A 21,692-nucleotide genomic window follows, 5' to 3' on the forward strand; every position below is an offset into this window, starting at 1 on the left:
GCAAACCATTATTTTTCGCGCCGCATCGCACAAAATTGAACATGCTCCTACGTACGTCGTAATCGGCGCGAAATCGTGAGACGGAAGTCTCGTTTTTCCGGGGAATTCGAGAGGTTGCGACAGCGCGATGTCGTAAACGAGCCACAGTCCGAATATCGATCAGGTAGCGCCCAGGGGAACGACGCATGTCGCTGCTGCCCCATTCTCCGCAGAAAGCACGGGTAGGGTCGCACGACAGTCGACCGCCGATAGCAGTGCATCGTTCTTTGGGGCATGAACGTGGAACGGAGGCGTTCGCCCGGTGGAGCCCATGCGTCAAAGCACTGATCACCGTTATCGGCAGGCGTCTTGCGACCGCCTCTACCGAAGCCGCCATCCGAACGTGGGAACAGGCTAAGTGCTCCGGTAGAGTCGCACGCCAGTCGACTGTCGATAGCGGCACAACGCCCGGTAGGGCATGAACCCGGATCGAAGGCGCAGGCCCAGCGCAGTCCACAGGCTACAGCCCGTATTCCCACCAACCACTATCCAGGCGGCATGCAGGGCCACAACTCAGCACCGCGCAGGCCGGCGCTCTTGATCACTTTTACAACTTCGGCGCTCACGATCATTGCGTTTGCACACGCATTCTCCACCCCGAAGCGCTGGACACTACGGAACAAGGGCAGATCAGGCGGAGAGATCGGAGCGGGGAAAAATCCGCGATCGTGCCAGGGAAAGCGCTCTCTCCCACATACGTCGCAGCGAATGCCGTGACCCTCGCCCATCGATAGAGGGACAGCAGGACCTAGATCAAGCTGAACGATGTCATCCAACTGATTCCCCTTGGTGTCTTCGACAGGGAGAACACCAATGCCAAATCGGGAAAGATGCTCTTCCCACACCGACCGCTGCATGAAGCAGGCTTCCTCTACCCAGTTGAGCTTCAAGAACACATTTCGACCCCACTTCAACGTGCGCTTGACTCTGAAGGGGGCCACTTGCACTGCGCCTTCGCCACACGTGGAGCAGCACTTACTCATATCGTAAGTCTGCTCGAGATATGCGAAATCGTCCTCCGGCTGTGGATACCCGCTGGCATGCATAAGTTGAAGGGCGCAATGAGCAGCACCATCAACCTCAGCGGCGGTGAACTCAGTCGTGACCGACACCAGGGCGTCCCATATACGAATCAGGTCGCAAACCTCAGTCCATTCTGGAGCGCCCTCAACGACATGACACACCGCAAGCTCACCAACTGTGGGGGCAGCAGGCTCCACCTTCAGCCCAAGGGATACAAGTCTCGCGTTTCGAGCTTCAGTCCATTCAAAGACGAAACGATACTTGATCTTCATTATCGGATCCTATCAAAGTCCCAGATCTTCCGCCCCACCCGCCGCCCCACCCCGGCGCGCGGTACGCGCTGGTAGGGTCGCACGACAGTCGACTGCCCATAACGGTGCATCGTTCGTTGGGGCATGAACACCGAACGGAGGCGCTGGCCCGGTGGGGTCCATGCGTCAAAGCACCGATCACCGTTATCGGCAGGCGTCTTGCGACCGCCTCTACCAAAGACACCATTTGAACGTGGGAACGGTTGATGCGCAGCGGTAGAGTCGCACGACAGTCGACTGCCGATAGCGTCGCATCACCCGGTAGGGTATGAACCCGAATCGAAGGCGTTGGCCCACCGCAGTCCACAGGTTACTTCACCAACCACTATCCAGGCGGCATGCAGGGCCACAACTCAGCACCGCGCAGGCCGGCGCTCTTGATCACTTTTACAACTTCGGCGCTCACGATCATTGCGTTTGCACACGCATTCTCCACCCCGAAGCGCTGGACACTACGGAACAAGGGCAGATCAGGCGGAGAGATCGGAGCCGGGAAAAAGCCGCGATCATGCCAGGGAAAGCGTTCTCTCCCACATACGTCGCAGCGAATGCCATGACCCTCGCCCATCGCGAGCGGGACAGCAGGACCGAGATCAAGCTGAATGATGTCATCCAGCTCTTTCCCCTTGGTGTCCTCGACAGGAAGAGCCCCGATTCCAAATCGGGAAAGATGCTCTTCCCAAACCGGTCGCTGCATGAAGCATGCTTCCTCTACCCAGTTGAGCTTCAAGAACGCATTTCGACCCCACTTCAAGGTGCGCTTGACCCGGAAGGGGGCCACTTGCACTGCGCCTTCGCCACACGTGGAGCAGCGCTTACTCACATCGTAAGTCTGCTCGAGGTATGCGAAATCGTCCTCCGGCTGTGGATACCCGCTGGCATGCACAAGTTGAAGAGCGCAATGAGCAGCCCCATCCACCTCCGCGGCGGTGAACTGGGTCGTGACCGTCGTCCTGCCATCCCAAGCACGAATCAGATTACACGCTTCAGTCCATCCTGAAGCTCCCTCCACCACGTGACTGATTCCAATGCCACCAAGCGGCCCACCCGGGTTGGGCGTTGAGTCAACTTCAAGACCGATGGATTCAAGTTGGGAGACGCGAGCTTCGCTCCAGCTAAAGGTGAATCGATACTTGATTTTCATGGCATCGGCCTATCACCAAGGCACTTCAGGGGATCGGAGTCGTCAAGCGGCGTCATGTGCCTTTACCTGCATAAGGCAGGTTTCTTTCCTTGCCAAACGGGTAATGATGAGATCAGATTTTCAACTGCTGTGCCCAGGCGACTTTGCTGACCATCAAGATAGGTCGCGCGAACACCGCCCCCTGTCCTCTGCAGTGCAATGGAGTCCGAATCTCCGACTGCAAGCACGATACGGTCGCCTCGGCTCTTGATTTTCATGAGCTCTGGAACAATGGGCCCTCCCTCGTATCTCTGCACGAGTACATAGCCGCCTTCCGCCTCACTGACGAAGGACAGTTCAATTCCCAGCAGGTCTCCCGTATCGGGGTGTATGCACAGGTTTGAATAGGTGCCCCTCAGTGCTTGGCTTTCGTCGCCAGATGCAATTCCAGGTAGCGCCAGCAGACCCAGCAAAGAAACAATGAGAATAAGCAATCTGACCATATCTCCATCTCCGCTCCCAGGATTCCCCGATCTGCAGACTCAGCACCCAAGCGCCGGGCAACGCTTACAGCGAGATCGAGGTTACCGGGAATTGAAACATCTTCGGTAAAGGATCACACCGGTGATCTGGACGCCGACGCCTTGCAAGTGAGATACGTTGGCAGGGCGTATCTCACTCCTGAGTCTCTTGGGCGCAAAGTAAGCGCTACAAACCTCAACTGCCGATGACGATGTATCGCCGGAGGGGCATGAACGGGGAACGGAGGCGTTGGCCCGGTGGGGTCCATACGTTAAAGCACCGATCGCCGTTATCGGCAGGCGTCTTGCGACCGCCTCTACCAAGGCCACCATCCGAACGTGGGAACGGGTGATGTGCATTGGTAGGGTCGCACGACAGTCGACCGCCGATAACGGCTCAACGCCCGGTGGGGCATGAACCGGGAACGGAGGCGTTGGCCCAGTGGGGTCCATTCGCTAAAGCGCCGATCACCGTTATCGGCAGGCGTCTTGCGACCGCCTCTACCAACGCCACCATCCGAACGTGGGAACGGGTGATGTGCATTGGTAGGGTCGCACGACAGTCGACCGCCGATAACGGTTCAACGCCCGGTGGGGCATGAACCGGGAACGGAGGTGTTGGCCCGGGTGAAGTCCATGCGTTAAAGCATCGATCACCGTTATCGGCAGGCGTCTTGCGACCGCCTCTACCAAGGCCCCCGTCCCATCCGGCAGAATCATCACGCCGCCAACAGGCACAGACTGTGCGCCGGCAACACCCACCCTCCCTGCTCGTCGCTTTCCAGCGGTGCCTCCGGCGTCTGCAGCAGCACCTTGCGGAAGCTCAGCGCTTCATCCCCCACCGCGAACCGCACGGGCTCGGTACCGGCATTGAGCAGCAGTGCCAGGCTGACATGCCGACCGGGTTCCCGCAGTCCGCTGTCAGGGCTGCGCCCATCCAGCACGATCCCCAGCGCACGGCGCTCGGCATCATGCCAATCCGCCTCCTGCATCGGTTGGCCATCCGGGCGGCACCAGCGGATGTCGCTGACCCCAAGCTCAACATCCACCTCGCCCCGCAGAAAACGATTGCGACGCAGCAGCGCGTAACGACGCCGCAATGCCAGCACCCGGCGCACGAACGCGGCCTGCGCCTGCGCGGCGGGCTGGGCGGCCTTGTCCCAGTCGATCCAGCTCAGTTCATTGTCCTGGCAGTAGGCGTTGTTGTTGCCCTGCTGGCTGTGTGCGAACTCATCACCGGCCAGCAGCATCGGCGTGCCCTGCGACAACAGCAGCGTGGCCAGCAGGTTGCGCATCTGCTGTCCGCGCAGCGCCAGTATGCCCGGCTCCTGCGTATCGCCCTCCACGCCATGGTTGCTGGACAGGTTGTGCTCGTGGCCATCGCGATTGTCCTCGCCATTGGCCTCGTTGTGCTTGTGCGCGTAGCTCACCAGGTCATGCAGCGTGAAGCCATCGTGCGCGGTGATGAAGTTGACGCTGGAGGACGGCCGCCGCCCCTGCCGGTCGAACAGGTCGGAGGAGCCGTTGAAGCGCGTCGCGAAGTCGGCCAGCTGCCCCGCATCGCCACGCCACAGGCCGCGCACGGTGTCACGGAACTTGTCATTCCATTCCGCCCAGCCCGGCGCGAAGTTACCCAGCTGGTAGCCCCCCGGGCCAATGTCCCAGGGCTCCGCGATCAGCTTGACCTGCCCCAGAATCGGATCCTGGCGTACCGCATCGAGGAAGCTCCCCGACGCATCGAAGCCATGGCGCTCACGCCCGAGAATGGTGGCCAGATCAAAGCGGAACCCATCTACCCGCATCTCCGTCACCCAATAGCGCAGCGAATCCATCACCATGCGCAGCGCGCCGGCATTGGTCAGATCGAAGGTGTTTCCGGTACCGGTGTCGTTGATGTAATAGCGACGGTCGTCCGCCAGCCGGTAGTAACTGGCGTTGTCGATGCCCTTGAACGACAACGTGGGTCCGAGCTCGTTTCCTTCGGCGGTGTGGTTGTAGACCACGTCCAGAATCACCTCCAGCCCGGCGTGGTGCAGCCGCGCCACCATCTGCTTGAACTCGGCCACCGTTCCCAGTGACAGATAGCGCGGGTGTGGCGCGAAGAAACCGATGGAGTTGTAACCCCAATAGTTGCGCAGCCCTTGCTGGAGCAGGTGCTGGTCATCAATGAAGGCATGCACTGGCAGCAGCTCGATGGCAGTCACGCCCAGGTAGTTCAGGTGATCCACCAGCGCATCATTGCGCAAGGCCGAGAAGGTGCCGCGATCGGCTTCGGCAATCTGCGGGTGGCGCATGGTCAAGCCACGCACATGCCCCTCGTAGATAACGGTGCGCTCCCACGGCGTAGCGGGCGCACGCTCGTTGCCCCAGCTGAAGGCCGGGTCGATTACCGCGCACTTGGGCATGTAATTGGCACTGTCGCGCCGGTCGAAGCTGAGGTCGGCATCGCGGTGCCCCAGCGTGTAGCCGAACAGATGCGGCGCCCATTTCAGCTCACCGACGATCTGCTTGGCATAGGGATCCAGCAGCAGCTTGTTGGGATTGAAGCGGTGGCCCGCGTCGGGTGCGTACGGGCCGTGCACGCGGTAACCGTAGCGCTGCCCGGGCCGCGCATCCGGCAGGTAGCCGTGCCAGATCTCATCGGTGTACTCCGGCAGGGTGATGCGCTCCTGCTCGCGCCCACGCGCGTCGAACAGACACAGCTCTACCTTGGTCGCGTGCCGGGAGTACAGGGCGAAGTTGACGCCCAGGCCGTCCCAGGTCGCGCCCAGCGGATAGGGTCGGCCTTCGCGCACCCGCGAGCTTTGTACCGGCTCACGACGCGCCATGTGTGCCCTCCTCTGCGTTGCGCTCGAGCTGACGGACTGCCAGTTCCGCGGCTACCAGACGTTCGGCCATGTGCCAATGCCGCTCCTGTTGGCCTTCCGGGCGGCCTTCGGCTTCCCAGATCTGGTGTGCGAGCTGTTCTGTGCGCTGGCGGCGTTCTTCATCGTCCATCGTGGTGCTCCATTTCGTTAATCGTGCAATCTTGCTAGCCGGGCAAGCCCGGCTCTACGGTTTCCTGCAACTTGCGATCTTGCTAGCCGGGCAAGCCCGGCTCTACGGTTTCCCACAGGGCGACCGGGGAACCTGCGAACAGGTCCGCCAGCGCGATCTGCTCATCTGTATGCGTCCACGCGCGGCCGTCCAGCACATTGCGGTAGCGGCCGGGCGGAAGGCCCTGCAGCAGGTGACCTTCGAGTGGGGCGTGGGCGACCAGGCTTTCGCGGGTCTGCTCCGGTTCACCCGGCCGCGTGAGTACGCCGACCAGCAATACCTGCTGCTGCCAGCGCCTGACGAACAGCAGGGCATCGGTGGCACCCGTCACCTGCAGGGGCTGCAGCGTGCCCTGCGCGAACAATTCGGGTCGCGCCTGGCGCAGCTGCAGCAGCGTGCGCAGCAACCGGGCCTTGGGCGCACCGCTGCGCCAGTCGTTGAGCAGTGCATGCCACGGGCGCGTGTCGTCCAGCCACGCGCGGCGTACGTCAAAGTCGACCGGGCGGCGGTTGTCGGGGTCCACCAGACTGGTGTCCCAGCCTTCCGAACCCTGGTAGATGTCGGGAACGCCGGGACAGGTCAGCTGCAATGCCAGCTGGGCCAGGCTCAGTCGTGCGCCGGCGGCCGCCACTGCGGAGAGGAAGTCGCGCATCTGCTCGCGCAACGCACGCGATGAGGGGTCGCAGCACAGCCATTCCACCCAGGCGCAGGCAGCGTCCTCCAGCGCGGTGTCAGGATCACTCCAATGGCTGATCTGTTTGCCTTCGCGAAGGGCTTTGCGCAGCCACTGCGCCACGCGCGCAGAGAAGGCTTCGCCTTCGTCATCGATGTCCAGCGGCCAGCTGGCCAGCAACGTCTGCCACAGCAGGTACGCCTGCGCACCGGGCAGCGGCACCGGGCGTCCGGCGTGCAGACAGTGGTCCTGCCATTGCGCCAGCGCCTGCTTCCACGCCTGCGGCCAGGCGGAAAGCACCGCCAGACGCATGCGCGCATCGGGGCCGCGCTTGTGATCGTGCGTGGCCAGCGCCAGCAGCGCACGCGGAAAGCGTGCACGACGCGCCTCTGCCAGCGCAAAGAACGCCGACGCAGACAAGGCCAGTGTCGCCGGGTCGCTGCCAACCTCATTGCGCGACAGCAACCGACCATGGCGATAGAACATCGTGTCTTCAACGGCCTTGGCATTGAGCGGTGCCGCCAGCTGCTCCAACCGCACCACGGGTTCGGGTTCGGCGGCAAGGTGCGCTGCATCCAGCAGGCGCTGCCGCAACCAGCTCAGCGCCGACTGGCCACCGCCCTCCAGCTCGGCCGCCGCCGCCGCGCACGCACGCTCCAGCACCTCGCGGTCCTGTGCATCGTGCAGGCCGTAGGTGCGGTACACCGGGAAGTGGCGCAGCAGCGCACGGACGGCGCGCTCCAGCATGCGCGGCGTGAGGTCGGCGTCCTGCAGCGCCTGCGCCTGCCCGTGCTGCAGGCTGCGCAGGCAACGGTCCAGGTCTGCCTGCAAGGCGCTGCCCAGAATCAGATCGCGTGCCTCCTGCTCGATGGCGTGCGCGTCCGCGCCGTGCCCGCTGGCACTGCTCCAGGCCGCATCTAGCGCGTCCTTCCCGGTGCCATCGTGCAGCACCGCGCTGGCCTGGTCCATGAAGTCATACCCGGTGGTGCCATCGCAGGCCCATCCCGCTGGAAGCACTTCGTCCACGGCCAGTATCTTCTCCACATGCAGGCTGAGTGACCCGGGCTCCAACCCCCGCACCGCCGCTGCTTCGTCCAGCGCCGCCCGCAGCTGCAGCAGGTACCCGGCCGGATCTGCCAGTCCGTCCACATGGTCGATGCGCAGCCCGTCGATCCATCCTTCGCGGGCCAGCCGCAGCGGCAGCCCGTGCACCGCGCTGAACACATCCGCGCGTTCCACCCGCAGCGCCACCAGCCCGTTGATATCGAAGAAGCGTCGGTAGTTGACCCGGTCCGGGCCGCTGCGCCACCACGCCAGTCGATACGCCTGGTGCTCAAGTACACGGCGCAGGTGGGCCGGGCTGTGGTTGCAGCGCTCGATCCAGGCCGCCAGATCGGCGGGCTCCGGCAGCCCCAGCGGGCTGACCGGCCAATGCTGGTCATGATGCTCCAGCAGCACCGCGTCGTGGTGCTGGATCAGCCGCAACGCGCCCTGCTCCACCGCCTTCGAAAGAGGGCGGTCCAGCACCGGCAACCACAGCCGTCCTTCGCAGCCAGGGGCGTCCCACTCGATGTCGAACCAGTCAGCGAAGGCGCTGCGCCGCCCGTGCATCAGCAGGTGGTTCCACCAGGGGTTTCGGGTATCGACCGCCAGGTGGTTCGGCACCCAGTCCAGAATGATGCCCATGCCACGTGCGCGCGCCGCCTGCGCCAAGGCCACGAAACCGCCCTCGCCGCCCAGTTCGGCGCTGACCCGGGTGGGATCAATACCGTCGTAGCCGTGTGTCGACCCCGGCACAGCCTGTGCCACCGGTGACAGATACAGGTGGCTGATGCCCAGCGCGGCGGCGTAGTCCAGCTGTGCCTGCGCTGCAGCGAACGGAAAGCCGGCGTGCAGTTGCAGCCGCAGCGTGGCGCGCAGGGGCGTCATGCAGGCACCTGCGTGCGCAGTTCCGAGAAGCGCTTCAGGCGGCTGTTCAACACGGGATCCTCCGCGTCCGGCAACCGCTGCTGCCAGTTCGGGTGCTCGTGTACGGTGCCGGGCAGATTCGGTTGCTCGCTCAGACCCAGCGCGTCCTCCAGTGGCAGCAACGCCAACGGAGCCGCAGACAGGGCGGTGACCGCCAGCGCATCGCTGTGCGGATCGTCCGATGCAATGCCGTGCTGGCGTGCCAGCATGCCCAGCTCGGCCACCTGCCGCGCCCGTTCCCCGCGCAATGCATGCGCCGCCGTGGTGTCTGACCAGCCCAGCTGCACGTGCCAGTCCAGGTCGCGCCCTGCCAGCCAGCCGGCCACCGGCGGCAGGTCATGCGTGGAGCTCATCGCCACGGCCGAATCACGCCAGCGCGAGGGCGGCCAGAAGCCTTCCCGGTCACGACTGAAGGCCAGCACATCGATGCCCAGAATGCCGCGCTCGGCCAGGGTGTCACGAATGCCGGGCGGCACCACGCCCAGGTCTTCACCGATCACGATGCAGCCGTGCCGCCACGATTCCAGCACCAGCAGATTGATCAGGTCCTGGAACGGATACCGCAGGTACGCGCCATGCGCGGCACCTGCCCCCTGCGGCACCACCCACAGACGGTTCAAGCCGAGGATGTGGTCGATGCGGATGCCACCGCGGTCGGCCATCACCGCCCGCAGCAACGCAATGAACGGTGCGTAGCCCTGTTCCACCAGCGCGTGCGGCGCGTAGCTCGTGATACCCCAGCTCTGCCCCAGTGGATTGAAGGCGTCGGGGGGCGCGCCCAGCTCCAGCCCCTGCAGCACCGCCGCCGGATTTCGCCGGGCTTCGGCCCCGTGCGGATCAAAGCCGACCGCCAGGTCCGCAATCAATCCAATGCGCAGCTGCGCCGCACGCGCCTGCTGCTGCACCTGCTGCCAACCGGTGCGGGCCAGCCAGCGCGCAAACGCGGCGTCGCTGTCGCCGGGCAGCGGATCATCGGCGGCCATATCCGCGCCGATCTGTCGCCAGCGCACCGGGTCATGCCGCTGCAGCCAGTCCGGCAAGCGGCTGATCCACGTGCGTTTGGCGGCTGCGGCGGCGGGCCAGTCGATCTGCAGCGCACGCTCGTGCGCAGCCAGCGCTTCATCCAGCGCCGGGTCGGCCGAACGCACCGCGGCGGCCGCTTCCGGCAGCACTTGCAGCGGCGCGGCATGCAGGCACTCCAGCGCCAACCGGTCCGATGGCGAGTACGGGCTGTACCCGGCGCGAATGGGCATGGCGGCGTGGATGGGGCTCAGTGCCAACGCACTGCCACCTTGGGCGGCCAGCCGCCGTACCCACGCCGCACCACCTGCGCTGTCGCCAATACCGCCATCACCCGCGCTGCGCAGGCTGTACACCTGCGCGGCCAGGCCCCAGTCACGCGCGGGGCCACTCTGGGCCGGATACCAGGCACGCAGCGGGGCAACCGCCACCTGTTGCTGCCGCCCCTGCTGCTCCCAGCGCCAGTAGCCCGGCACCGAGGGCGCGCGCCAGCTGCCCGGCCCCTGCGGCACGGCAACGCTGGCGATGCCCTGCTCATCCACCCACACCGCATCGCCGTCAGCACTGCCTGCGATGTGCACCGGTCGTTCAACCCGGCCGGTCAGCAGCGGCGGCGACCGCGTGTCGGCCTCCGGCAGCAGCGACAGCACCTGGGACACCACCGCTGCGTCCACCGTCTGCGGCGCACCGTTGACGTCCACCCACTCCACCATCAGGCCGGCGCGGTGGGCACGTTGTTTCAAGGCTGCCGGGAGGCTCATCGCATCACCCAGTGCACGCGCAGGCTGCCCGGTCCCAGCTGGCGCGCATCGCTGTGTCCCTGCTGCAGCACGCAGTTGCCCACGGGAAGCGAATGCCGCACCGGCGTTTCGCCCGCGTTGAACGCAAGCCACCATTCCCCGCTCGGCAGCTGCCAGCCAGCCTGCACCGCGTGGTCGGACAACACCTGTGTCCCCAGCGAGCGCGCCGCCTCCAGCCCGGGCTGCAGGTACTGCCTGCGCAATGCCAGCAGTTCCGTGAACCAGGCCAACGTGGCGCGTGCCTCAACGTCGTCGGCCCCCGGCAGCTCCACCACCGAGGCGGCAAACGTCTGCGGATCGTTCGGGTCGGGGATGGACGCACGCGCTGCCGGGTCACTGAAGGCAGAGAACGCGGCAAACTCGCGACGTCGTCCCTCGCGCACGGCCTCGTCCAGCGGCGGCGGAAAATCGGTGAAGAACAGGAACGGCGTCCGCGCCTGCCACGGCTCACCCATGAACAGCAGCGGCACCATCGGCACGAGTACCGTGAGTGCGGTGGCCAGGCGCGCGTGCGCAGGTGACACCAGCGTGCTCAGCCGCTCGCCGAAAGCGCGGTTGCCCACCTGGTCGTGGTTCTGTGCAAAGGCCACGAAGCGTGCTGGCGGCAGGTCGCCACTGGGTTCGCCCCGGGCCACATCGCGCGGCGTTTTCTGTCCCTGCCAGGCAAAGCCCTCGCCCAGGCAGCGCGCCAGCAGCGACGCGGCCAGGCCGGGACCCGCGTAGTCAGCGTAGTAGCCCTCATGCTCACCGGTCAGCAGCACGTGCAGCGCGTTGTGATAATCGTCGTTCCACTGCGCCTGATAAGTGCCGCGCAGCCAGCGTGCCTGGTTGCGCTCGTTCTCCAATACCAGATGCACATGGCGCGTTGCTCCCACGCTGGCGTGCACTTCATCGCTCAGCTGTTGCAGGAAGGCGTCCGAATCAATCGCATGCACTGCATCCAGCCGCAGGCCGTCGAATTGGTACTCCTGCATCCACATCAACGCGTTGTCGATGAAGAACCGGCGCACCTGCGCCTGGTTGAAATCGATGGCCGCGCCCCAGGGCGTACTACGGCCGGAGTCGAAGAACGACGGCGCATACCCGGCCAGCAGGTTGCCCATGGGCCCGAAGTGGTTGTAGACCACGTCCAGCAGCACCGCCATGCCCTGTGCGTGGGCCGCATCGACCAGTGCCTTCAACGCCTCCGGTCGACCATAGGCCTCTGCCGGCGCATACGGGAACACGCCGTCATAGCCCCAGTTGCGACGCCCCGGAAACTGCGCCACCGGCATCAGCTCCAGCGCGGTGATGCCCATCGCCGCCAGCGCCGGCAACTGCGCGCGCAGCCCCTCGAATCCACCACTGCAGCCCGCGTGGACCTCGTAGATGACCAGCTCGTGCCACGGCCGCCCGCGCCAATCGGGTGTCTGCCACGCATGGTTGTCCTCACCGAGTACCGCGCTGGCACCGTCCACGCCGTGCGGCTGCCAGCGCGAGGCCGGGTCAGGCACCTGCGCATCACCGTCGATGCGGAAACGGTACGGGGTTCCTTCCGGAGCCAGCGTGTCGACGGCGAACAGCCCATCACCTTCCGGCTGCATCGGCTGGTCCTCGCCGCACAACACCAGCGACACCGCCCGCGCCGCCGGGGACCACAGCCGGAAACGGGTACGCCCGTCCGCCAGGGGCCATGCCCCCAGTCGTTCCGGCCGCGCGTTCATGCCGTGACCTGCAGGTACAGTGTGGCCAGCGGCGGCAGGGTCAGGGACAGCGACTGCGGCTGGCCATGCAGCGGCACCGGCCGGGTGGCGACCGCGCCGCCATTGCCGACATTGCCACCGCCGTACCAGCCGCTATCGGTGTTGAGCAGCTCCTGCCACATGCCCGCCTGCGGGACACCCACGCCGTATGCGTGACGCACCACCGGGGTCAGGTTGCTGATCACCAGCACCGGTGCAGCAACACCGGCCGGGTCATGGCGCACGAAGGCGAACACACTGTTGGCCGCGTCATCGCCGATGCTCCAGCGGAAGCCCTGTTCGTTCTGCTCATCGCGATGCAACGCCGGCTGGGTGCGCAACTGGCGATTAAGGTCGCCCATCAGCCGCATCAGCCCTTGATTCAGCGGCTGCCCGGCCTTGTCCCAGTCCAGCGCATGGTCGTGCTGCCACTCGCCGGACTGGCCGAACTCGCTGCCCATGAACAGCAGTTTGCTGCCGGGGTGGGCCCACATGAACGCGTAATAGGCGCGCAGCTGCGCGAAGCGCTGCCAGTCGTCACCCGGCATGCGCTGCAGCATCGAGCCCTTGCCATGCACCACTTCGTCGTGTGACAGCGGCAGCACATAGCGCTCGGAGAAGGCATACACCAGCCCGAACGTCATCTCGCCATGGTGCCAGCGGCGATGCGCCGGGTCGCGCTGCATGTAGCCCAGTGTGTCGTGCATCCAGCCCATGTTCCATTTGTGGGTGAAGCCCAGCCCGCCGTGTTCCGGCGCGACGGTGACGCCCGGCCATGCCGTGGATTCCTCGGCAATCAGCATCACATCCGGATGCCGCGCGCGCAGGGTGCCATTCATGTGCCGCAGGAAGGCCACCGCCTGCAGGTTCTCGCGGCCGCCATGCTCGTTCGGAATCCACTCGCCATCGCGCCGGCTGTAATCGCGGTACAGCATCGACGCCACCGCATCCATGCGCACGCCGTCCAGATGGAAGCGCTCCACCCATTCCAGCACGCTGCCCAGCAGATAGGCCCCGACCTCATGGCGCCCGTAGTTGTAGATCAGGGTGTGCCAGTCCGCGTGGAAACCTTCGCGCGGGTCGGCATGTTCGTACAGCGCGGTGCCATCGAAGCGCTGCAGCCCGTGGCCGTCGTCCGGGAAATGTGCCCCGACCCAGTCCACGATCACGCCAATCCCGGCCTGGTGACAGCGATCGACGAACCTGGCGAACTCCGCGGGGGTGCCATGCCGGGCGGTGGGTGCGTACAGCCCCAACGGCTGATACCCCCAGCTGCCGCCAAACGGGTGCTCGCTGATGGGTAGCAGCTCCACGTGGGTGAAGCCCAGTGTCTGCACGTGCGGAATGAGCCGGTCGCCCAGCGTCTGCCAGTCCAGCGTCCCGCCCTGTTCGTCACGCTGCCAGGAGGGCGCGTGCACTTCGTAGATGGACAGCGGAGCCTGTCGCCAGTGCGCGCGTTGCGCCATCCAGTCGGCGTCGTGCCAGGCGAAGGGCGTGGCATCAGGGATGCGCGAGGCGGTCGCCGGTGCCAGCTCGGCCCAACGCGCCATGGGGTCAGCCTTGTCCGGCAGCACCTGCCCATCTGCGGCGGTAATCCGGAATTTGTAGCGCTCGCCCACGCGGACGTGGGCAATGAAACACTCCCAGACGCCGGCTGATGCACGCAGGCGCATGGGATGGCGCGCGCCGTCCCAGTGGTTGAAGTCGCCTACCACCGTCACATGCCGCGCATTCGGTGCCCACACGGCGAAGCGCACGCCGTCCACACCGTGACGCTGCATCGGCACCGCGCCGAGTGCACGCATGGCATCGGCGCTGCCTTCGTGCAGCTGCTGCAACAAGGTGTCGTCAAGCAGGTCTTTCCCGTGCCCGACAACGTCCTCGATGTCCACCACCGCGGGTGCTTCGCCCTGCCCTGCCATCATGCCGCTACCGCCACCGACGCCTGCGCCGGCTGCAGTTGCTGGTGGGCCTGCTGGTACAGATCCACGTACTGCTTGCCGGCCACCTCCCAGCCGCTGGGGCGCATCATCGCGGCGCGCCGCATGGCCTGAAGCAATCCCGGCATGCGATACGTGCGCAGGGCGCGCGCCACGCCATTGCGCATGCTGTCTGCGGTGGGCGCGTTGAACAGGAAGCCGGTGACCCCATCATCCACGGTGTCGACCAGCCCTCCCGTGGCATGCGCCACCGGCAGGCAGCCGAAGCGCTGCGCATACATCTGGCTCAGCCCGCAGGGTTCAAAGCGCGAGGGCATCAGCAGAAAGTCGGCACCGGCGAACATCTGACGTGCCAGCCCTTCCTCGAAGCCGATGAAGGCGCCGACCTGGCCGGGATGGCGCTGCGCCAGCTCGCGCACCTGGTGTTCCACCTGCGGCTCGCCGCCGCCGATCACCACCAGCTGCCCACCGGCCGCCACGATCTGTGGTGCCACTTCGCAGGTGAGGTCGAGTCCTTTCTGGTGCACCAGTCGCGATACCACGGCGAACAGTGGGCCATTACCCGGGCGCAGGCCGAAGTGGGCGCGCACGCTTTCCGCGTTGGCCTGACGGCCCTCGCAGCGCTCGACGCTGAAATGGGCGCGCAGGTGCTGGTCGCTGCGTGGGTCCCAGCTGGCATCAATGCCATTGACGATGCCACTCAGGTGACCGCGCGCGGCCCGGCGCGCCAGCAGTTCGTGCAGGCCACAGCCATCGTCGGGCGCGGTGATCTGGCGCGCGTAACGGACGCTGACCGTATTCAGGCGTGTGGCGTTGACGATGCCTGCCTGCAGGAAGGACAGCTGGCCGTGGAAGCGCAGGTCGTCCAGGCACATGTTGGGAATGCCCAGTGCAGGGGCGAGATCGAGCGGATAAAGCCCCTGATAGGCCAGGTTGTGAATGGTCAGAAGGGTCGGTACGGGGATGCCATCCCAGCGCACATAGGCCGCCGCCAATGCGCTGGGCCAGTCGTTCAGGTGCAGCAGCTGCGGCACCCATTCCGCATCCACCCTGCCGGCCGCAATCTGTGACGCCGCATGCGCCAGCGTGGCAAAGCGCACGGCGTTGTCCGCCCATTCGCGACCATGCTCGTCCACATAGGGGCTGCCGTTGCGCTCGAACAACTGCCTGTTCATCAGCACGTAGACGGGCAGCCCGTCCTTCTGTTCGGCCCGTGCCAGCACGCACGCAGGCAGCGCGCCGCGCGGGGCGGTCATTCCCACCCGCTCCAGGCGGTGCAGGCGCTTGAGCACCTCGGGGTAACCGGGAATCAGCACGCGGACATCGCAGGTGCTGCGCAACGCGCGCGGCAGAGAGGCGGCCACATCACCCAGGCCACCGGCCTTGACGAAGTCCGCCATCTCCGACACGACAAACAGCACACGCTGGCCGGCCGTCACCCGCCGGCGTGGCAGGAAACGTCCGCGCAGGTCGCGGCGCAGGGGTGAAGACGAAAGTGTTGGATGCAGCGCAGCCAACGGCGCAACAGCAGGCACAAACTCGGCGACAGCGTTCATGGGGGGCACGTCACGAATGGGGGAACAGATCGCCGCCGCAGCCGGCGTGCGGCTGCGGAATGGTCACGTCAGGGGACGGTTGCCACAGAAGCGTGGCGAGGTCACACCTGCAATCTATACCGGGGGTGAATCAACCGGTCGTGAAAGACCCGAGATGTATTCGTGACAGCTCATGCGGGCTGCCCATCAGCTGATGCGCTGACGGCATTACGGCGGGGCGTGCAGGGCGGCGTGCGGTCGTGGGGCCATGGGTCGCGGGGGCGTGCCGCGGATCGTGCCGCGGATTGTGTGACGGATCGTGCCGGGGTAGAGTCGCACGACAGTCGACTGCCGATGGCGTTGCATCAACCGGTGGGGCATGAACGCGGAACGGAGGCATAGGCCCGGCAGGGTCCATGCGTTAATGCACCGATCACCGTTATCGGCAGGCGTCTTGCGACCGCCTCTACCGAATCTACTGAAGCCGCCTAAGTAGCTTTACAGAGGTCGCTCCATCCACGGGATGGTCCACTGCCTTCCTCCCCCGCGAAGGAAGGCCCTGCCATGTCCAAGCCCCCGTTCAAAGGCGTGATCAAGCTCGACATCCGCGATTCCAAAGCTGACTGGGCACCGTTCCTGTCGCCCACCGCGCCCAAGGATGCCCCCAACATCCTGATCGTGCTCTACGACGACACCGGTCAGGCTGCATGGGAACCCTACGGCGGCGCGATCAACATGCCCACCCTGCAGAAGCTGGCAGACAACGGCCTCACCTACACCCAATGGCACACCACCGCGCTGTGCTCCCCTACCCGCTCCTGCTTCCTCACCGGGCGCAATCACCACCTGAATGGCATGTCCGCCATCACCGAAACCGCCAACGGCTTCCCCGGCTGGAGCGGTCGCGTGCCGGAAGAATGCATGTCGGTCGGCCAAGTGCTGCAGGACAACGGCTACAGCACCTTCTGGATCGGCAAAGACCACAACGTGCCCGAACAGGACATCTGCGCCGGTGGCCCGAAATCTGAATGGCCATTGCAGAAAGGCTTCGACCGCTATTACGGCTTCCTCGGCGGCGAAACCAATCAATGGTACCCGGACCTCACCCAGGACAACGTCTTCATCGACCAGCCCTACGGCCCGGAAGATGGCTACCACCTGTCGCGCGACCTGACCGACCAGGCGCTGCAGATGATCCGCGACCAGAAAGCCTCCAACCCCTCCAAGCCGTGGTTCATGTGGTTCTGCCCGGGTGCCAATCACGCCCCGCATCACGCGCCCAAGGAATACATCGACAAGTACAAGGGCAAGTTCGACGAAGGCTACGACGCCTACCGCAAGTGGGTAGTGCCGCGCATGATCGAGAAAGGCATGCTGCCCGCTGGCACTGAGGTGCCCGACTTCAATCCGATGCCCGAAGACCAGGCCAACGCCGCCGACTATGTGAAGCCCTGGGATGGCCTGAGCGCGGACGAGAAGCGCCTGTTCGCGCGCATGGCCGAGGTGTATGCCGGCTTCTCCGAGTACACCGACGCCCAGGTCGGCCGCATTGTTGACTATCTGGAAAAGAGCGGCCAGCTGGAGAACACCATCATCTTCTACTGTTCCGACAACGGCGCGTCCGGTGAAGGCAGCCCGACCGGTTCGGTGAACGAGAACAAGTTCTTCAACAACTACCCCGATTCGCTGGAAGAGAACCTGAAGTACATCGACGTGCTGGGCGGCCCGGAAACCTACAACCACTACCCCACCGGTTGGGCGGCGGCCTTCTCGGCCCCGTACAAGATGTTCAAGCGCTATTCCGAATATGCCGGCGGCACCTGCTGCCCGATGGTGATCCACTGGCCCAAGGGTATCAAGGCCAAAGGCGAGGTGCGCAATCAATACCACCACGCAGTGGACATCGTGCCGACCATCCTGGAGTCGATCGGCATTCCGATGCCTGACACCAATCGCGGCGTGAAGCAGCATCCGCTCTCGGGTGTGTCGATGAAGTACAGCTTCGAGAAGGACGGCCCGACCCAGAAGAAGCGCCAGTACTACGCGATGCTGGGCACCCGCGGGATCTGGGAGAACGGCTGGAAGGCCGCGGCCGTGCACGCGCCGCTGACCAGCAAGGGCCACTTCGACCAGGACCGCTGGGAGCTGTACAACGTGGATGAGGACCGCTCCGAGTCCAAGGACCTCGCCAAGGAACATCCGGACAAGCTGAAAGCACTGGTGGATGCGTGGTTCGCCGAAGCCGAGGCCAACAACGTGCTGCCGCTGGATGACCGCACCGCGGCCGAGGTGCTGGGCACCGAACGCCCGAGCACCGAAGCCCCGCGCGAACGCTACATCTACTACCCGGGCACCTCGCCGGTGCCGGAAGGCGTGGCGGTGAACGTACGTGGGCGTTCGTACAAAATCATTGCCGAAGTGGAGATCAAGGATGCGGATGCTTCAGGCGTTATCTTCGCGCACGGTTCGCGGTTTGGTGGGCACAGCCTGTTCATCAAGAACCGCAAGCTGTACTACGTGTACAACTTCCTCGGCATCAAGCCCGAGCAGGCCTTTGTGTCCACCACCGAACTGAAGCCGGGCACGTGGACGCTGGGCATGGAGTTCGAGCGGACCGGCCAGGGTGAGCATGGTGAGTCGCTGGGCAAGACCAAGTTGTATGTGAATGACAAGGTCGAAGCCGAAGGCGACATGAAAACCCAGCTGGGCAAGTTCACGCTGTCGGGTGACGGGTTGTGTATCGGTCGCGACAGTGGTGATGCGGTCAGTGCCGAGTACAAGACGCCGGGCGAGTTCAAGGGCGGCGAGATTCTGGCCGTAGGCGTCACGGTGGAGAAGGCGCAATATCTGGATCTGGAGAAGCTGGCCGCCGCCGCATTCGCGGCGGATTGACGCCAGGCACCGCGCATGACGCGCATGGCGCGTCACTACGGGGCCGCGCCTGTAGTGACACGCCATGCGTGTCATCGCGGACTGTGTACACTCCGCGCATCACCGGCACGGAATGAAACACATGCTCCCAGGAAAGCGCGTCGCCCAGGTCATCGTAGGCCTCTACGCCCTCGCCTGCCTCGGCGGCCTTGCGGTACTCCTGGTCGGAACCAAGGGCCTGTTCGGCGTCCCCACCGACGGCCTGGCTGCAGTGGTGGCGTTGATGCTGGCCATGCCGTGGTCGCTGTTTTTCATGGCACTGGGCGTGGAGACCCCGGCGGCATTCATTGCCCTGATCGTGCTGGCGATGGTGTTGAACGGCCTGATCCTGTGGGGCGTGCTCTGGCTGTTGCGCAAGGCCGTGGCGTCCTTGCTCGGGCGGTAACGGGCGGGATGGGTCGCGCGATGCAACAGGAGTGCACCGGGAACGCACCGGGAATGCGCTGGTAGAGTCGCACGACAGTCGACTGCCGATAACAGTGCATCCCCCATTGGGGCATGACCTCTGAACGGAGGCGCGCACCCGGTGGGGTCCATGCGTCAATGCACCGACCACCGTTACCGGCAGGCGTCTTGCGACCGCCTCTACCAGCGCATCATCCTGCATCTATATCGCGTCACGGCACCAATACCGCCCGACCGTGGATCCGCCCCTCGCGCAGCCGCTGGTAAACCTCCACCGCCTGGTCCAGCTTGAATGTTTCCACATCCGCACGAATACGCCCGGACGCGGCCAACGCGATCACCTCCATCAGCTCCGTGCGTGCCCCCCAATACGGCACCGTCACCTGGCAACCGTACGGCGGGTTGTTGGCAGCGTAATGCACCGTCCCGCCGCCCAGCCCGACCACGGTAAGCCGGCTGTTGCGCCCCACCACCTGCGTGCACAGGTCCACGGTAGGCTGCGCCCCGACGAAATCCAATGCCACCGCCACACCGCGTGCGCCGGCCAGGTCACGGATCTGCTCCGCTGCCGCCTTGCCGTCGCGGCTGTTGACCGTGTGCTTCACTCCCAGTTGCCGCGCGTGCGCCAGCTTGCCATCGTCGATATCCGCGGCAATCAGCTGCGCCGGGGTCAGCGCCTGCAGGATCTGCACGGCCATGTGCCCCAGCCCGCCGATGCCCACCACCAGCACGGTGGCTTCGGGTGTGAGCAACGGCAGTGCCGCTTTGATCGCGTGATACGGGGTCAGCGCCGCGTCCGAGAGCGGTGCGGCGTGCACCGGTTCCAGGCCCCGCAGCGGAACCAGCAGGCGCGGTGAAGGGACGATCATGTACTCGGCCATGCCGCCATCTGATCCCAGCCCACCGCCAAAGGTGGGGATGGAGGCGTGGTTCTCGCAGTAGTTTTCCGCCGAGGTCTGGCAGGTATGGCAGCGGCCGCAGCCCCAAGGGCCGTACACCGCCACCGGATCCCCTTCCTTCCAGCCTTCCACGCCTTCGCCAACGCCTGCGATCCAGCCGGCATTTTCGTGGCCGAGGGTGAAGGGGCCTTTCATGCCCATGTCTTCGTCAAGCACGTGCAGGTCGGAGTGGCAGACGCCCGCGCCAGCGATTTTCAGCAGGATCTGTCCTGCCTGCGGTGTGGGGGTGGGAAGATCGACAATTTCCGGCGGGCGTCCGGTTTCCACGAAGCGTACGGCTTTCATCGCGTGCGTCCTTGGGGGAAGGAATCACCAGCATGCGCGCCACGACGCGAACATCATGTAGAGCCGGGCTTGCCCGGCTGACGCCATCCGTGCCGCCAGGCAAGCCGGGCAAGCCCGGCTCTACGTAAAACTACCCACGGGCGCTACCGCACAAATGCCGTTGTGCGGGCGGGCGTCGAGTGCGAGCGTGGTGCACAGGCCTCCAGTGGTGCCCCGGCATGCTCAAGCGTCCCTTCGGCTTTCACGTGGCATTGCTTGCCACCGCCCTGCTCTGCGGCTGCGCCACGCTCGGCCCGCAGAGCATTCCGCGCGACCGCCAGGGCTACTCCAGCGCCATCAGTGACTCGTGGAAGGAGCAGACCCTGCTCAACATCGTGCGGCTGCGCTATGCCGATGCGCCGATGTTCCTGGACGTGTCCTCCATCGTGGCCTCGTACTCAGCCGAGGGGCAGATCGACGCTTCCGCCACGTTCCCGCCGCAGGATTCAGGAACGCCCAGCATCGGCGGCTATGGGCGTTACATCACCAAGCCCACCATCTCCTACGCGCCACTGACCGGCGACAAATTCACCCAGAGCCTGCTGCGACCGATTGCCCCGGCGTCGGTGTTCCAGATGATCCAGGCGGGCTATCCGGCAGATTTCATCATCGGTGCCACCACGCGCGCGATCAATGGCCATTACAACCGGTCGGCGGGGGTCAATGCGCGCGCCGCCGACCCGCAGTTCGTGCAGCTCACCGAACTGCTGCGCCGGGTGCAGCGCGCGGAGGGCCTGGGCATGCGCATCGAGCGGCGTGAGAACGGCGAGGCCACGGTGCTGTTCTTCCGCGGTGATGCGTCACCTCAGCTGGCCGAGGATGTGGCCCAAGTGCGCGGGTTGATGGGAATCCGTCCCTCGCCCGAGTTCAACCTGGTGTACGGGGCCACGCCGCGCAATGACACCGAGATCGCGCTGCTGACCCGCTCGATGCTGGAGATCCTGCTGGATTTCGCCAACTGCATCGATGTGCCCTCCTCACACGTCGCCGAAGGGCGGACTTTTGCCGGCTATGCGCAGGGCTCTCACCGCCTCGCCACCATCCACAGCGGCGCGCAGGCACCGGCCGATGCGTATACCGCCGTGCGTTACCGGGATACCTGGTATTGGGTGGATGACCGGGACATGGCGTCCAAGCGCGCGTTCGCGTTCATGATGATGTTCTTCTCGCTGGCGGAAACCGGGACCAGCAGCCCTGCGCCGGTGTTGACGATAGGGGCGAATTAGGCACCTTTGCGGGATCCAGGATCTGGGGTGGTAGCGTCGCACGACAGTCGACGGCCGATAGCGGTGCATCGCACGGTAGGGCATGAACGGGGAACGGAGAGGTCAGCCCGGTAGGGTCCATGCGTTAAAGCACCGAT

The 21,692-nt window shown here is 65.2% G+C and carries 14 protein-coding genes; 3 read left to right on the forward strand and 11 right to left on the reverse strand.

Features of this window, described 5'->3' with window-relative positions; all coding sequences use genetic code 11:
• Window positions 1-524: 524 nt before the first annotated feature.
• From RT551_RS12920 to glgA, 10 genes are all read right to left on the reverse strand, one after another.
• Window positions 525-1,334, reverse strand: a complete 810-nt coding sequence (locus RT551_RS12920) for a hypothetical protein (protein ID WP_313459278.1) — start codon at window positions 1,332-1,334, stop codon at window positions 525-527.
• A gap of 364 nt (window positions 1,335-1,698) precedes the next feature.
• Entirely contained in the window at window positions 1,699-2,517 is an 819-nt protein-coding gene (locus tag RT551_RS12925; protein WP_313459281.1) for a hypothetical protein, read from the reverse strand.
• Window positions 2,518-2,579: 62 nt separating this feature from the next.
• Window positions 2,580-2,999, reverse strand: coding sequence for a hypothetical protein (locus RT551_RS12930; protein ID WP_313459283.1), 420 nt, complete (start codon window positions 2,997-2,999; stop codon window positions 2,580-2,582).
• 737 nt (window positions 3,000-3,736) lie between these two features.
• Window positions 3,737-5,845 (reverse strand): glycogen debranching protein GlgX, encoded by a 2,109-nt coding sequence (glgX, locus tag RT551_RS12935; RefSeq protein ID WP_313459285.1) that lies wholly within the window; start codon window positions 5,843-5,845, stop codon window positions 3,737-3,739.
• Window positions 5,832-6,014: a DUF2934 domain-containing protein gene (locus tag RT551_RS12940; RefSeq protein ID WP_313459287.1), complete on the reverse strand. Its 183-nt coding sequence runs from the start codon at window positions 6,012-6,014 to the stop codon at window positions 5,832-5,834. The genes glgX and RT551_RS12940 overlap by 14 nt, the downstream gene beginning before the upstream one ends.
• A gap of 82 nt (window positions 6,015-6,096) precedes the next feature.
• Entirely contained in the window at window positions 6,097-8,655 is a 2,559-nt protein-coding gene (treY, locus tag RT551_RS12945; protein WP_313459290.1) for a malto-oligosyltrehalose synthase, read from the reverse strand.
• Window positions 8,652-10,475 (reverse strand): 4-alpha-glucanotransferase, encoded by a 1,824-nt coding sequence (locus RT551_RS12950; protein ID WP_313459293.1) that lies wholly within the window; start codon window positions 10,473-10,475, stop codon window positions 8,652-8,654. Before RT551_RS12950 ends, treY begins: the two co-directional genes overlap by 4 nt.
• Entirely contained in the window at window positions 10,472-12,217 is a 1,746-nt protein-coding gene (treZ, locus tag RT551_RS12955) for a malto-oligosyltrehalose trehalohydrolase (protein WP_313459296.1), read from the reverse strand. The genes RT551_RS12950 and treZ overlap by 4 nt, the downstream gene beginning before the upstream one ends.
• Window positions 12,214-14,160, reverse strand: a complete 1,947-nt coding sequence (glgB, locus tag RT551_RS12960; RefSeq protein WP_313459299.1) for a 1,4-alpha-glucan branching protein GlgB — start codon at window positions 14,158-14,160, stop codon at window positions 12,214-12,216. The genes treZ and glgB overlap by 4 nt, the downstream gene beginning before the upstream one ends.
• Entirely contained in the window at window positions 14,157-15,731 is a 1,575-nt protein-coding gene (gene glgA, locus RT551_RS12965; RefSeq protein ID WP_313459301.1) for a glycogen synthase GlgA, read from the reverse strand. Before glgA ends, glgB begins: the two co-directional genes overlap by 4 nt.
• Before the next feature lie 543 nt (window positions 15,732-16,274).
• Between glgA and RT551_RS12970 the strand changes: the two genes are divergently transcribed.
• Together RT551_RS12970 and RT551_RS12975 are read left to right on the forward strand one after the other, a co-directional pair.
• Window positions 16,275-18,602 (forward strand): arylsulfatase, encoded by a 2,328-nt coding sequence (locus tag RT551_RS12970; RefSeq protein ID WP_313459303.1) that lies wholly within the window; start codon window positions 16,275-16,277, stop codon window positions 18,600-18,602.
• Window positions 18,603-18,723: 121 nt separating this feature from the next.
• Window positions 18,724-19,026 carry a hypothetical protein gene (locus RT551_RS12975; protein WP_313459305.1) on the forward strand — a complete coding sequence of 101 codons (303 nt, stop codon included), beginning with the start codon at window positions 18,724-18,726 and terminating at the stop codon, window positions 19,024-19,026.
• A 232-nt stretch (window positions 19,027-19,258) separates the two neighbouring features.
• On the opposite strand, the gene RT551_RS12980 is transcribed toward RT551_RS12975, so the two are convergent.
• Window positions 19,259-20,290 carry an NAD(P)-dependent alcohol dehydrogenase gene (locus RT551_RS12980; RefSeq protein WP_313459308.1) on the reverse strand — a complete coding sequence of 344 codons (1,032 nt, stop codon included), beginning with the start codon at window positions 20,288-20,290 and terminating at the stop codon, window positions 19,259-19,261.
• Window positions 20,291-20,508: 218 nt separating this feature from the next.
• Here RT551_RS12980 and RT551_RS12985 point away from each other — a divergent pair, with 218 nt between their 5' ends.
• Entirely contained in the window at window positions 20,509-21,555 is a 1,047-nt protein-coding gene (locus RT551_RS12985) for a hypothetical protein (protein WP_313459310.1), read from the forward strand.
• The last annotated feature ends 137 nt before the right edge of the window (window positions 21,556-21,692 follow it).

Source organism: Stenotrophomonas sp. (assembly GCF_032103445.1).
GTDB lineage: Bacteria > Pseudomonadota > Gammaproteobacteria > Xanthomonadales > Xanthomonadaceae > Stenotrophomonas.